General features: G+C 63.3%; 12 protein-coding genes. 6 read left to right on the top strand and 6 right to left on the bottom strand.

Features of this window, described 5'->3' with window-relative positions; genetic code table 11:
- Window positions 1-62: 62 nt before the first annotated feature.
- Entirely contained in the window at window positions 63-1,535 is a 1,473-nt protein-coding gene (amn, locus tag CWE01_RS15990) for an AMP nucleosidase (protein WP_152741749.1), read from the top strand.
- 100 nt (window positions 1,536-1,635) lie between these two features.
- A complete protein-coding gene (locus CWE01_RS15985; protein ID WP_100941504.1) occupies window positions 1,636-2,268 on the top strand; it encodes a pseudouridine synthase in 633 nt (210 codons plus the stop codon).
- 12 nt (window positions 2,269-2,280) lie between these two features.
- Here CWE01_RS15985 and CWE01_RS15980 read toward each other — a convergent pair whose 3' ends face one another.
- Both CWE01_RS15980 and CWE01_RS15975 read right to left on the bottom strand, forming a co-directional pair.
- The gene (locus CWE01_RS15980) at window positions 2,281-2,490 is read right to left on the bottom strand and encodes a DUF2788 domain-containing protein (RefSeq protein ID WP_100941503.1); all 210 of its coding nucleotides are present in this window, start codon (window positions 2,488-2,490) and stop codon (window positions 2,281-2,283) included.
- A gap of 132 nt (window positions 2,491-2,622) precedes the next feature.
- Window positions 2,623-3,102 carry an Lrp/AsnC family transcriptional regulator gene (locus tag CWE01_RS15975; protein ID WP_007937367.1) on the bottom strand — a complete coding sequence of 160 codons (480 nt, stop codon included), beginning with the start codon at window positions 3,100-3,102 and terminating at the stop codon, window positions 2,623-2,625.
- 456 nt (window positions 3,103-3,558) lie between these two features.
- Between CWE01_RS15975 and CWE01_RS15970 the strand changes: the two genes are divergently transcribed.
- Window positions 3,559-4,641, top strand: a complete 1,083-nt coding sequence (locus CWE01_RS15970; protein WP_100941502.1) for a DUF6515 family protein — start codon at window positions 3,559-3,561, stop codon at window positions 4,639-4,641.
- 4 nt (window positions 4,642-4,645) lie between these two features.
- Here the strand turns inward: CWE01_RS15970 and CWE01_RS15965 are convergent, their stop codons facing one another.
- The gene (locus CWE01_RS15965) at window positions 4,646-5,536 is read right to left on the bottom strand and encodes a cation diffusion facilitator family transporter (protein WP_100941501.1); all 891 of its coding nucleotides are present in this window, start codon (window positions 5,534-5,536) and stop codon (window positions 4,646-4,648) included.
- Between the two features lie 33 nt (window positions 5,537-5,569).
- On the bottom strand, window positions 5,570-5,989 hold the full coding sequence (locus CWE01_RS15960; protein ID WP_100941500.1) for a polyribonucleotide nucleotidyltransferase: 420 nt from the start codon (window positions 5,987-5,989) through the stop codon (window positions 5,570-5,572).
- Window positions 5,990-6,383: 394 nt separating this feature from the next.
- Between CWE01_RS15960 and CWE01_RS15955 the strand changes: the two genes are divergently transcribed.
- Window positions 6,384-7,661, top strand: a complete 1,278-nt coding sequence (locus tag CWE01_RS15955) for a methyl-accepting chemotaxis protein (RefSeq protein ID WP_100941499.1) — start codon at window positions 6,384-6,386, stop codon at window positions 7,659-7,661.
- 70 nt (window positions 7,662-7,731) lie between these two features.
- A complete protein-coding gene (gene hrpB / locus CWE01_RS15950) occupies window positions 7,732-10,263 on the top strand; it encodes an ATP-dependent helicase HrpB (RefSeq protein WP_100941498.1) in 2,532 nt (843 codons plus the stop codon).
- A 184-nt stretch (window positions 10,264-10,447) separates the two neighbouring features.
- Here the strand turns inward: hrpB and CWE01_RS15945 are convergent, their stop codons facing one another.
- Together CWE01_RS15945 and CWE01_RS15940 are read right to left on the bottom strand one after the other, a co-directional pair.
- Window positions 10,448-11,530 (bottom strand): endonuclease/exonuclease/phosphatase family protein, encoded by a 1,083-nt coding sequence (locus CWE01_RS15945; protein ID WP_100941497.1) that lies wholly within the window; start codon window positions 11,528-11,530, stop codon window positions 10,448-10,450.
- A 10-nt stretch (window positions 11,531-11,540) separates the two neighbouring features.
- Entirely contained in the window at window positions 11,541-12,203 is a 663-nt protein-coding gene (locus CWE01_RS15940) for a YciC family protein (RefSeq protein WP_100941496.1), read from the bottom strand.
- A 182-nt stretch (window positions 12,204-12,385) separates the two neighbouring features.
- Here CWE01_RS15940 and CWE01_RS15935 point away from each other — a divergent pair, with 182 nt between their 5' ends.
- On the top strand, window positions 12,386-13,168 hold the full coding sequence (locus CWE01_RS15935) for a DUF2076 domain-containing protein (protein WP_100941495.1): 783 nt from the start codon (window positions 12,386-12,388) through the stop codon (window positions 13,166-13,168).
- Window positions 13,169-13,274 lie beyond the last annotated feature (106 nt).

Here is a 13,274-nt window from a genome sequence, read left to right as displayed (position 1 = left end):
GCCACTGTTCCCGTCCGACGATGTTGCAGGCAAGATGAAGGTCTGCAACATCAGAAGACAGGATGCTCTCCGTGACCGAAGCTTTTATTGTCGTGCAATCCCCCGAAGAAGCCGTGGACCGTCTGGCCGAACTCCACGAGCGTGCTACCAGCGCCCTGAGCCAGGCCCTCAAGCGTTACCTCAAGGACCGGGTCGAACCCGATGCCGAGCAGCGTGCCGTGTTCCGCTACCCCGAGCTGCGCCTGACCTACACCTACCAGGGTGAAGTCCCCGCCACCACCCGGGCCTACGCCAAGGTCCAGTTGCCTGGCACCTACAGCGTCACCGTCACCCACCCGGCGGCGTTCCGCAAATACCTGCTGGAACAACTGGTGCCACTGATGCGCGACTTCACCGTCACGGTGGAAGTGGGTGTCAGCGAACAGAACATTCCTTACCCCTACGTGGTCGAGCAGGGCGATGAGCTGGCCGGCTCCGGCGTCACCGCCTCGGCCCTGGCGCGGGTGTTCCCGAGCACCGACCTGTCGGCCGCCACCGATGACATCGCCGATGGCCTGCACGACTGGGAAAACACCTCGCCCTTGCCCCTGGCCCTGTTCGACGCCGCCCGGGTGGACTTCTCCCTGCGCCGCCTGGTGCATTACACCGGCAGCGACTGGCGCCATGTGCAGCCGTGGATCCTGCTGACCAACTACCACCGCTATGTCGACCAGTTCATCCTGCATGGCCTGCAACAACTGCGTGATGACCCGCGTTTCGTGCGCATGGTGTTGCCGGGCAACGTGATCATCGACCAGAGCATGGAATACGGCGAGGCCCAGGCCGTGGCCGCTGGCGTGGTCTGGCACCGCTACCAGATGCCGGCTTACCACCTGCAGGCCGCCGATGGCCATGGCGTGACCCTGGTGAATATCGGCGTCGGCCCGTCCAACGCGAAGAACATCACCGACCACCTGGCGGTGCTGCGTCCGCACTGCTGGCTGATGATCGGCCACTGCGGTGGCCTGCGCCAATCCCAGACCATCGGCGACTATGTGCTGGCTCACGCCTATATGCGCCGCGACGGGATTCTCGACCGGGTGGTGCCGCCGAATATCCCGATCCCGGCCCTGGCCGAAGTGCAGATGGCCTTGCAGCAGGCGGCGGCGAACGTCACCGGCGAACGTGGCGATGATTTGAAGAAGCGTCTGCGCACCGGCACCGTGCTGACCTACGACGACCGCAACTGGGAACTGCGCTGGGCCCAGGAGCGGCCGTTGATCAACCTGTCCCGTGCCGTGGCCGTGGATATGGAAAGCGGCACCATTGCTGCCCAGGGTTATCGCCTCCGGGTGCCGTATGGCACCTTGCTTTGTGTGTCGGACAAACCGCTGCACAGTGAGATCAAGCTGCCGGGTTCGGCGAACGCGTTTTATGAGCGGGCGGTCAGCCAGCATTTGAAGATCGGCATTGCGGCGGTGGACCTGCTGCGCACCGAGCTGCATTCGCTGCACTCGCGCAAGCTGCGCAGCTTTGATGAGCCGCCGTTCCGTTAAGGGCGGCTGTTCCAGGCGCGTGTCTGATGACGCGCGCCTGGAAATAATCTCCAGCACGCCCTAGCATGGCGACTCCTGATCCTCAGATGTCCTCGCTGCCATGTCTCGTCCACCCCGTCCCGTTGCGCGCCATTCGGCCGCGAAAGCTCCTGTCGCGCCGCGTCGGGTCGCCAAGGCCCCGCCGGCCGAACCCAAGCTTATCCTGTTCAATAAACCCTTTGATGTGCTGACGCAATTCAGCGATGGCGAAGGGCGCGCGACCCTCAAGGACTTTATCGATGTGGCTGGCGTCTACCCCGCCGGCCGGCTCGACCGCGACAGCGAGGGCCTGTTGTTGCTGACCAACGACGGCCAGCTCCAGGCACGCATCGCCGACCCCAGGCACAAGCTGGCGAAAACCTATTGGGTGCAGGTCGAAGGCGTGCCGAGCGTCGAGCAGATTGAGCAGTTGCAAAGGGGCGTGGAATTGAACGACGGCATGACCTTGCCCGCCCAGGCGCGGCAGATCGACGAGCCTGAGCTCTGGCCACGCAACCCGCCGGTGCGGTTTCGCCAGAGCATTCCCACTTCCTGGCTGGAGCTGATCATTCGCGAGGGACGCAACCGTCAGGTTCGACGCATGACGGCGGCGGTGGGTTTACCGACCTTGCGTCTGGTGCGGGTGCGCATCGGCGACTGGACCCTGGATGGGCTGGATCAAGGTCAGTGGCGAGAAGTGCCGGCGCGCCCGTAGCGTGCTGCTGCTTTAAAGCGAGCCCGACTCGATCAACCCGATCACCACGCTCTTGATCACAAACGCGACGATGCCCAGGCCCAGCACGAAGAACAGGATAAAGGTGCCAAAGCGCCCGGCCTTGGATTTCTTCGCCAGGTCCCAGACGATAAAGCCCATGAAAATGACCAGGATGCTGACCAGGCCGGTCATCATCCACTCTTCGAAAACGGCAGGATCCATCAAACCTCTCCAACGCGAGCGGGGTGGAAAACCGTCCGATTATACGCCACGAGCGGGAACTGATCTGATCTCGGGCAATAAAGCACTCGATCAATCCCACGCGGCTCCTGCAGGTGGTCGCGTTCGCAGCGATCAACTGCGCAAATGGGTCAACGGCAATTCCGTGCTGTTGAGCACCTGGTTCAGTACAAAGCTGGAGCGCACGCTGGTCACCCCTTCGATGCGCGTCAGGTGCCCCAGCAGCAGTTTCTGGTAGTGGTCCATGTCCGGCACCACCACTTTCAACTGATAGTCGGCGTCCATCCCCGTCACCAGGCTGCACTCCAGCACCTGGGGCAGGGTGCGGATCGCCGCTTCGAAGTTTTCGAAGCGCTCCGGCGTATGCCGGTCCATGCCGATCAGCACATAGGCTGTCAGGCTCAAACCGAGCATCTTGCGGTCGAGCAACGCCACCTGACGGGAAATATAACCGTCGTCCTCCAACTGCTTGACCCGCCGCGAACAGGGCGAGGGCGACAGGCCGATACGCTCGGCCAGTTCCTGGTTGGAGATGCGGGCATCACGCTGCAATTCCGCCAGAATGCTCAGGTCGTATCGGTCGAGTTTGCTCATCGTCAGGGCCTTTCCAAGAACTATTGCGGCAAATTATCTATCTGAAGTTAAAAATTGCGCAAGACATGTTTATTTGAGCAATGTTCGCAATCCTGTGTCGTCGCCCCGGGCCTATGCTTATCACCAGAATCACTGCCCGGACAAGTGTCCTGTCTCGTAAGTACGTTCACATTCGAGACAGACACCCCAGTCCACTGCGGCCCGCCGAATCAGGCCAGCCGCGGCCGACAATCCCACAGGGTTGCGCCGGCCACCGGGCTACACGCTGTCCAGAAGACGGTGTGAGGTGAGCCGGCGTCAAAAGCGTCGAGCACGGACGAAGTTTTCAAGGGGAGGCCGACGGGTCTCCCTTTTTTATTGGGCAAAAAATAAGTTGCGCGACTGGTAGAGTGTCACAGAACCGGAACCCGCTTTCCCAGTCTTATGGTTAAGCCCTGAACCGCAGTGAGGAATGGAATGAAATCGCGCATCTGGCGTCTGGCAGGTGTTGGCTTGCTCTGTATGAGTGTTGGTGCGCAGGCACTGGCTGAAAACCAGGGTGATGACAATCAGAAACATGAAGAGGGACATGAACATCGCCCCGAGGGGCACCCGCAAAACAATCAACCGCGTCCCCAGGCCCCGGCCCCACGGCCAGCCGCGCCGGAAGTCCGTCCACAGGCGCCGCAACCGCGTCCGGCTGCACCTGCGCCCCAGGTTCGCCCGGAAAACAATCAGCAGCATTTCGAGCGGCACGACCAGGTCCCTGGACAAGGCCGTCCAGCGCAGAACGAGCCCAATCAGGCGCCGCGTCCGGTTCCGCAGAACAACCTGCCGATCCAGCCCCACCCCGATAGCGTGCGCCAGACCCAGGAACCGGTGCGTGGCAACTATTCCGATATTCCCCGGCGCAACGGCAACACCCCCAATTGGCAGGGTGGCAACAATAACAACCGTCCCGGCGGTAATTTCGAGCATCACGACGATCGTCGCTGGCCGGGTCGTCCCGACGGGCACGGCAATGGCTGGGGCCCGGGTCCGCAATATCGCCCTGGTTATGTGGTCGACCGCTTCCCGGATCGCAACTGGCGGGTGCCTTACCGTGGTCAGGACTATTTCTTCTCCGGTGGCTACTGGTATCGCCCGCAGGGCACACGCTACATAGTCGTCGCTCCGCCACGCGGGATTCGCACCACCTACCTGCCCGATTATGCGCGGGAAGTCTGGATCGGCAGTTCGATGTTTTTCCTCGCGGCCGGTGCCTATTACCTCTACCAGGAAGATACCCAGGACTACGTGGTGGTCGATCCACCGGCCGCCGCACCGCAAGTGGCACCGGCGCCACAAGGCAATGGCTACGATGTGGTGGCCTATCCGGCCAACGGCCAGAGCCCGCAGCAGGTCCAGCAGGATGGCGAGGATTGCTATCGCTGGGCGGTACAGCAAAGCGGCTTCGACCCGGCCAACGTGACCTACGCGCCGGCACCGGCGGTGGTCCAGGCCTACCGCCAGGCCCAGGGCAACTGCCTGAGCAGTCGCGGTTACCAGGTCAACTACTGACGGATCAGTGGCGTGGCTTGACCACTTCCCGCGGGTCGGCGTGCACCAGCACCTCGGCCTGCGGGTAGGCGGCATGGATGGCATCGGCGGCCTGGTCACTCAGGCCGTGGGCCACCGACAGCGTCAATTCTCCCGGCAACTCCAGGTGCAACTGCACAAACCAGCGGTTGCCGGAGATCCGCGTGCGCAGATCGTGGGCACCCAGCACCCCGGGCACACCGCAAGCCAGTTCCAGCATGTGCTGGCTGATGTCCGGTGACAGCTCCTCATCCATCAGCACGGCGAAGCTTTCCCGGCCGATCTGGATCGCGCTCCACAGGATATAGACCGAGATCCCCAGACCGAACCAGGCGTCCACCTGCGGCCAGCCGAAGCCTGCGAGCACCAGTGCCAGCAGGATACTGGTGTTGAGCAGCATGTCCGAACGGTAGTGCAGGGAGTCGGCGCGCACGGCGGTGGAGCCGGTCTCGCGGACCACCTTGTGCTGCAACAGCAGCAACCCGGCGGTCAGGATCAGCGACAAGACGATCACCCCGATGCCGATCCACGGGGCACCGATCGGTTCCGGGTTTTTCAGGCGCTCGAAGGCCTGGATCGCGATCAGCACCGCACTCACCGCAATGAACAGCGCCTGGGCCATGCCCGAGAGGGATTCGGCCTTGCCGTGCCCGTAGCGGTGATCGTTATCCGCCGGACGCAGCGCGTAGTGCACCGCCAGCAGATTGAGAAACGAGGTGACGCCGTCGAGCAGTGAGTCGGTCAGCCCGGCGAGCATGCTCACCGAACCGCTCAGCCACCAGGCCGTGGCCTTGGTCAGGATCAGGATGCTGGCGACCCCGACCGAAGCCCGGGTAGCCAGGCGTAACAGGCGGGCGTGTTCCGGGCTGCTGGTCATGAAGGCCGCGATCCTTTTTCAGTGTCCCCGGGCTCAGGCCGCAGGGCGCAGGTTGTACATCGCCAGTTGCTGCAGATTGCCTTTTTGCTGGATCAGGCGCGGGTCGTTCAGCGGCAGGCTCTGGTGCAGTTCGGTCTTGAGAATCGCCTGCAACTTGAGGTTGTCGACGTGGCCGTCGGCGGTAATGGCTTCCTGGAGTTTTTCCGGAGCGATCTGCGCGGTCTTGCCGTGGGGCAGGTAGATGGCGCCGGTGGCGAAGTCGATACCGAACGCGATCAGGCCGGGGATGACGAAGAACAGGATGCCGACGGCATCGAGGCCGGCGATCAGCGGATCGATCCGACCTTCGATCTGGCCACGACGGTCCGGGTAGAAGATCGAGCCACAAGCGCTCAGTTGGGTCAGCAAGGTAGCAGCCAGAACGGTGCCGATAACACGGGAAGCAATACGCATGGATATCTCCTGAAGGAAACGTGAAGCCGCTGGGGCCGCGTCTGGATCAGTTGTTAAGACCGCGATTAAGACCGGGCAGTTCGCCGTTATACCCGGCTCTTTGTCCGGGAGCCACCCTGAATGCGTTGCCGATTGATGAAGTCTTGCCGGCTTTGTACCGGACTCCGGGTCAGGCGCCGATCGAGGCGTTCGACAAGGCTTTCCAGCACGGCGGCTGAATGTCGCAAATCTTCAATCATTCGTGCAAAGCCTCCAACTGCTTCGGGGCACCTGGCCACTAGGATGGACGCGTCCCACCCGATCTCCGCGAGGCGCCCTGGCGCCGGACGCCGGCGAGTCGTCCCAGAAAGGCTGAGCTGCGTTCGTTCCCAGCCACGCAGTCGAGGAACCGCTTATGTTCAAACCCGTGTTGGCGCTGATGAATCGGGCGCGCTACCTGCAGAAATTCTGCCTGATCTTTCTGGTGTTCATGGCGCCGTTCGGTTGGCTGGCCTTCGACAGGCTCACGACGTTGGCCAGCGAACTGCAAGGCGCGCGGCGCGAACTGCTGGGGTTGCAGGCCTTCGAAGCGGCGTTGCCCGCCTACAAGGCGGCGCTGGACCTGGCCGCCCTGCATCTCCTCGGTCACGCCCGTAACAAGCCTGACAGTGTCGCCGCCATAGAGCTCGGGCGACGCTATCTGGAACAGACCGGACAGACCTTCGACAACTGGCTGGGCCATACGTCCTTTGCCGTACGAGGTTTCATGCTCAAGGCCCCTTCGGCCAGCCTGGGCGTGCCCCAGGCCAACCAGGTGCTCAGCGCCCTTTACGTCGACGAAACCCGTGCCGCCCTGGCGCAGTTGGCGACGCTGAAGGAAATCGGCGCCGACTCCCGCTTGACCATGGACGGCGACCCACGGCTGTACCGGGCGACCGATCTGCTGATCAGCGAGATCCTGCCGCTCTACGCCACGCTGACGCAGACCCGCGGTTACGCGGCTTATATCAGCGCCTACGGTTTTCTGGAGTCCACTTCGCGAGCGACGGTGGTGAGCCAGCCCGGGCTGCTGGAGCCCTACGTCCAGGCCGGCAATGGCGCCGATAATCCGAGCGCGCGGCGGCTGATGGCCGAGGCTGCGCAGGAGGCCCAGGCGCTGTACACCAGCAGCATTGTCGAGCCTTATTCCCAGAGTGGTGCCTATGACGAAGCGTCCATCGAGCATTGGCAGGAGCGTTTCGACCACTACCAACCCAGCATCGAGAAGCTCGATGCGGCCTTCCGGGTCGTGGTCGCCGACGAAGTGCGTCATCTGGCTATACGCTCCCAGGCGCTGACCGGGGATATCCAGCACACCATCGAAGGCCTGCAACAACAGGTCGGCAACGCGGTACGGACCATCCAGAGCAGTCACGCCAGCGCCTCGACCCGGGTCGGTGAAGTGACCCTCACGGCGGATATTTTCCAGGCGATCACCCAGGCCATGGAGGAGATCATCGATCACAACCTGCAAATTGCCTCCGCCGCCGAGCAGCAGGCGCAAGTGGTCGAAGGCGTGGAGCGCAACACCCTGGAAATTCGCGCGTTGAGCGAAAGCAATGCCAGTGAGGCGCGCACGACCGTGCAGGTCAGCGATGAAGTGGCGGGCATGACCCGGGAGCTGCATCGGCTGATCGCGCACTTCAAGGTCTGAGGGGCGGGTCCTTTAGCTTTGGAGGCCTGCCGGGTTCACCGTATAATTCACGGTCAGCCTGGGAGTCACCATGAATTCGTTGCCGATTGATGAAGTATTGCCGGCGTTGCGCCAAGCGTTGAGCGAACGCCATGAAGCAGTACTGGAAGCGCCCCCCGGCGCCGGTAAAACCACGCGGGTGCCGCTGGCGTTACTGAACGAGCCGTGGCTGGCCGGGCAAACCATCCTGATGCTTGAGCCGCGGCGTCTCGCGGCCCGCGCGGCGGCCGAGCGGCTGGCCAGCGAGCTGGGGGAGAAGGTTGGCGAGACCGTCGGCTATCGCATCCGCCTGGAAAGCCGGGTCGGCCCGAAGACGCGCGTCGAAGTGGTCACCGAAGGCATTCTGTCCCGTCGTTTGAATGACGACCCGGCCCTTGAGGGCGTCGGGCTGGTGATCTTCGACGAATTCCACGAGCGCAGCCTGGATGCTGATCTGGCCCTGGCCCTGAGCCTCAACGGGCGGCAGATGTTTCGTGACGAGCAGCCGCTGAAGATCCTGCTGATGTCCGCCACCCTCGAAGGCGAGCGCCTGGCCGGTTTGCTGGACGACGCGCCGGTGGTGCGCAGCGAAGGGCGCATGTTCCCGGTGACTTTGCGTTGGAGTCGGGCCTTCCAACCCGGCGAATTTATCGAGCCGCGGGTGGTACAGACCGTGCACGAGGCGCTGGACGCCGAACACGGCAGCTTGCTGGTGTTTTTGCCGGGCCAGGCGGAGATCCGTCGAGTGCACCAGCAACTGGAGGAGAGCCTGGGCGGGCGGACCGACGTGTTGCTGTGCCCGCTGCATGGTGAACTGGATCTCGCGGCCCAGCGCGCCGCCATCGAGCCGACACCCGCCGGCAAGCGCAAGGTGGTGCTGGCGACCAACATCGCGGAAACCAGCCTGACCATCAATGGCGTGCGGGTGGTCATCGACGCCGGGCTGGCGCGGGTGCCGCGTTTCGATCCCGGTAGTGGCATGACCCGCCTCGACACCCAGCGTATCTCCCGGGCCAGTGCCACCCAGCGGGCGGGCCGCGCCGGGCGTCTGGAGCCGGGGGTGTGTTATCGGTTGTGGTCCGAGGCCCAGCATGAACAGCTGGCCTCCTATGGCAGCGCGGAAATTCTTCAGGCCGACCTGGCCGGGTTGGCCTTGCAACTGGCTCGCTGGGGCGTGGCGCCCGGCGAGTTGGTCTGGATGGATGCTCCGCCAGCGGCCGCTTATGGCCAGGCGCAGGATCTGCTGCAACGGCTCGGGGCCTTGGCCAGCAAGGCTGGCGCCGAGTACGCATTGACGAGTCATGGTCAGGCCATGGCCGAATTGCCGGCGCATCCGCGTATCGCCCATTTGCTGTTGCGCGGCCAGGCGTTGGGGTTGGCGAACATGGCCTGCGATGTCGCGGCACTCCTGGGCGAGCGGGATATCCAGCGCGGCGGTGGGGCTGACCTGCATACGCGGTTGGCCTTGCTGGCGGGTGAAGAGCGTGCGGCTCGCGGCGCCCAGGGCGGTGTGCAGCGTGCGCGGCAACTGGCGCGGCAGTATCGCGGCTATTTGCGCGGTGCCGCGAGTGAGCCGGTGGCCGACCCGGATCATCCGCGCTGGTTGGGAGCGCTGTTGGCCCTGGCGTACCCGGATCGGGTCGCACAACAGCGTCGCGAGGGGAGTGCGGAATATCGGCTGGCCAATGGCCGGGCGGCCTTGTTCAGCGAAACCGACAGCCTGATGAAACAGCCCTGGCTGGTGGTGGCCGACCTCGGCAGTCGCCAGGGCCAGCGTGAGGAACGTATCTACCTGGCGGCGGAGTTCGATCCGGGCCTGTTCGACAGCGTGCTGGCCGAGCAGGTGAGCACGGTCGACCAACTGGACTGGGACGAGCGCGAAGGCGTGTTGCGAGCCGAGCGCCAGCGCAAGGTCGGCGAATTGATCCTCAGTCGCGAACCCTTGACCGGACTGGACGAGGCGGCACGTAGCCAGGCGTTGGTCAACCTGGTGCGGCGCAAGGGCCTGGAACTGTTGCCCTGGACCCCGGAGCTGCGCCAGTGGCAGGCGCGGGTAGCCTTGTTACGCAAACTGGACCTGGATGGGAAGGGCGAGAGCGAATGGCCGGATGTCAGCGACAAGACCTTGCTGGCGACCCTGGAGCAGTGGCTCAAGCCTTATCTGGGGCGGGTGTCGCGGCTCAGTCATTTCGCCAACCTGGAACTGGCCGGGATTCTTCACAGCCTGTTGCCCTGGCCGTTGCCGCAACGCCTGGAGGAGTTGGCTCCGCATCATCTGAGCGTGCCTTCGGGGTCGTCGATCCGTTTGGACTACAGCGAGCAGCCACCGATTCTGGCGGTGCGCCTGCAGGAGTTGTTCGGCCTGGCCGAGACACCGCGAATTGCCGGCGGTCGCCAGGTGGTGAAACTGCACCTGCTGTCGCCGGCCCGGCGCCCGGTGCAGGTGACCCAGGATCTGGCGAACTTCTGGCGCAGCACCTACGCCGAAGTGAAGAAGGACCTCAAGGGACGTTATCCGAAGCATTATTGGCCGGATGATCCGCTGGTGGCCGAGGCGACGGCGCGGATCAAACCGCGCAAGTAAGGTTGCCGCGAACGAAAGGACACGCCAAAACTTGTAGGAGCCGGCTTGCTGGCGATAGCGATTTTCCAGGCGACGACGATGTCGCCCATCAGATCGCATCGCCAGCAAGCCGGCTCCTACAGGGACTCTGTTGGCCGCAGCGGCGGGGCCAGGCAGTGAAGGTAACGAGTCCCCGGCAAGGCGGTCACTGCGCCGCTGGCAACAGAAACCGCGCCAGCACCGGCAAGTGATCGGAAATCGTCAAGGTATCGTCCTGCCGTACCTGGGCCTCGATCCGCTTGAGCTTGGAGCTGTAGAAAAAGTAATCCAGGGTCCGATCCGGCCCGCTGACGTCGGGATCGTTCGGGTAAAACGTCAGCCACCGCTCACGGTCGATGCCGCTGGCTTCGTTGTTGCTCGGGATCATCGGGTATTTGTCCCACAGCAGATGCAACTCACTGTCCGCCGAGTAACCGCCGCGCAAGCGTGGTGGCAGGCGCAGATACTGGCCCAGCGGCAGCAGATTGAAATCACCGCCGATCAGCCATGGCGTGCCCTGGCTCTCGAACTTGTCGAGCAATTGCAGGGTCGTCTGTACTTCCCTGAGCTGGGTGTCGTTCTGGGCATAGGCCCCCAGTTGGGTATTGACCACCGCCAGTTGCCCGCCGTCGCTCAAGGGCAGGTAGTTCACCAGCAGCGCCGGGCGGGGCTGGAACTGCCGCTTGAGCAGATTGCCCGAGGCCAGGGGCAATTGCTGGCGTTCGGCGTGTTCGACCTGATAGCGACTCAGGGTCGCCAGCTTGCGCCCGACACTGCCGAAAATATGCAGGTTCGGGACAAAGTCGGCTTTCCAGTCGAACGCCTGGGAGCTGCAGGGGTACAGGTCCGCCAGACGTTCCTGGAGCAACTTCAACTGATCCTGGTAAGCACTGCTCTTGGCGTTCTCGTCGACTTCCTGCAACAGCACGATGTCCGGCTGCTCGTCGCGGATCACCCGCGTCACCTCGTCCAGGCTGAAGGCCATGTCTTCCGGGGTCGGGCGATCGTCCGGGCCGCTGCCGTCGGGCAGGTCGTACCAGAACACATAACGTTTGCCCGCCAGGTACTGGAGGTTCCAGGTCATCACCTTGAGGGCCTGGCCGGGAATCAGCACCGGAGCCTCGGCGGTGCAGCGCACGGGCAGGGTCTCGCGCTCTTCCGGGCGCCAGGTCAGGCTGTAGACCAGCAGGGCGGTAAGGCCCGCGACAATCAGCAGGCCGGCCACCAGGTAACGTAATAGACGGGTCATGGGCCTCGGTTCAGTCTTTGGCGGAATTTTCACCGATCAGCATATAGATTCGGAACAGTACGACGCTGCTGAACAGTTGCAGGAAACTGTGGGCGCTGTCGATGACCAGCATCAGCACCGGGTTCTGCGGTGCCGGATAGAGACTCAGGCTCAACCCCTTGAGCAGCCAGAGTGGACCCATTACACACAGAATGCAGGTGAAGGTTAGCCAGAAGTGGCCGCGGCTCAAGGCGAAGCTCTCTTTCATCGCCCGCAGCGGCTCGCGCCCGCGCAGCACCAGCAGGTATTCGGAGAAGGCCAGGATCACGGTCAGCCAGATGCCGGGAATGAAATACAGCGACAGCCCCAGCACGATGGCGATGGTATTGATCGCCGAGAGCAGCGCAAAGCGCGGCCACAGGCGCAGGGACATGGCCAGCAGGTCGCGATTGGCTGGCGTTTCGCCACGGCTGCGGGCATCGAGAAACAGAATCAGCGCCGCAGTGTAGAGTGGATAGACCAGCAGCCCGGCCACCAGGCCATAGGCCGGCGAGGCATCCGGGCCCACGGCGTTGTCCAGCAGTTGCTGGAGCAGGGTTTCGACGATCACCAGTGGCAGGCAGAGCAGGGCGATCTGGCGCAGGTTGCGCTGGAAAAAGTACAGGGAATCACGGATTACATTGAACGGGTTCATCGGTTGTCTATCGCGCGGGCTGAGGCAGGGCCACACTTTAACCGATGGCGCGGGCCGACACTCAAATGTAAACGTTAGGTAAGGACTATTGAAACTTCCAGTAACAACCCCATAACTGGAGAACGCCTGGCCCGGTTGGGTCGAGGCGATCGATTTCTACCCGGCAATCTAATGAGGTCGCCATGAACAGCGAAGAGCAAACCCTGATCGATGGACTGTTTTCACGGTTGCAGCAAGCCGGAACGGATTCAGCCCCGCGTGACGCCCTGGCCGAGGCGCGGATCAAGGAACACCTGACTCGCCAACCGGCTGCACCGTACTACATGACCCAGTCGATCCTGGTGCAAGAGCACGCGATCAAGAGCCTCGACGAACAGAACAAGCAATTGCAGGCGCAATTGCAGCAGCTTCAGGACGAGTTGCAGCAGGCCCGTGCCCAGAGCGCCGCGCCGGCATCGAGCAGCGGTGGTTTCCTGTCGAGCATTTTCGGTGGCAGCCGCGATCCGGCTCCAGCGCCTGCACCGAGCAACTCCGGCGGCTGGCGTGAGCCTGGGCGTCCGGGGTTCAACGCTCCACCACCCCAGCAGAACTACAACACCCAACCCAACTATCAGCAGCCGGCCTACGCCCAGCCTGCCCCCCAACAGGCGGCCCCGGCCGCGCCCATGGGTAGCGGCTTCCTCGGTGGCGCGCTGAAAACCGCGGCCGGTGTGGCCGGTGGCGTGATGCTGGCGGAAGGTATCAGCAGCCTGTTCCATCACAACCAGCAGCAACCGCAGATCATCGAGGAAATCATCGAGCCGAGCCCGATGAGCAACAACGGTGGTGGCGGTGGTTGGGGTGATGATCAGCGCATGGCCAACAACGATTCCTGGGGCAGCAATAACAACCAGGGTGGTTTCGCCGACACCGATTTCGATGACGACAGTTCCTCCTTTTCTGGCGACGACGACTCCTTCGTCTGACCCTCTGTTTGGGTGAACACAGTCCTGTAGGAGCAGGGCTTGCCCGCGAAGAGGCCCTTGAGGCCGCCAAAAGCTTCGCTGGCAAGCCAGGCTCCTACAAGGTTTT

The organism is Pseudomonas sp. QS1027, assembly GCF_002814235.1.
Taxonomy (GTDB): domain Bacteria; phylum Pseudomonadota; class Gammaproteobacteria; order Pseudomonadales; family Pseudomonadaceae; genus Aquipseudomonas.
The sequence above is the reverse complement of the archived record's forward strand: the minus strand, read 5'-3'. Positions and strand labels throughout refer to the sequence as shown.